At 49.8% G+C, this 255-nt stretch carries 1 pseudogene; it reads left to right on the top strand.

Annotated features, from left to right (window positions below):
- Positions 1-13: 13 nt before the first annotated feature.
- A pseudogene (locus IB232_RS23650) lies at positions 14-255 on the top strand (hypothetical protein); the annotation flags it as partial.

Below are 255 nucleotides of genomic sequence, written 5' to 3'. Positions count from 1 at the left end.
GGAGCTATCTATCGTGACTATCAACATCAGAACCTTCATTGGCGGTCGCGAGATTCCTCGTGGGCAAGTGTTGGACTGGGAGCGGCGACGGGCGCTAGTTGTACTCAAAAGACTTGGTGGGAAACCCTCTGGCAATGAGGATCTGGTGACCCTGAGAAATCAGGTTTTGGATCGAAAAATTGCATTGGGATCGAATGGAATTCGGCAGCTCCTTCAACATGAGCTTGCTATGTCTCAGCCTGTGGCAAATTTTGT

The organism is Pseudomonas sp. PDM15 (genome assembly GCF_014851565.1).
GTDB lineage: Bacteria > Pseudomonadota > Gammaproteobacteria > Pseudomonadales > Pseudomonadaceae > Aquipseudomonas.
This window is presented reverse-complemented; position numbering and strand designations above follow the sequence as displayed.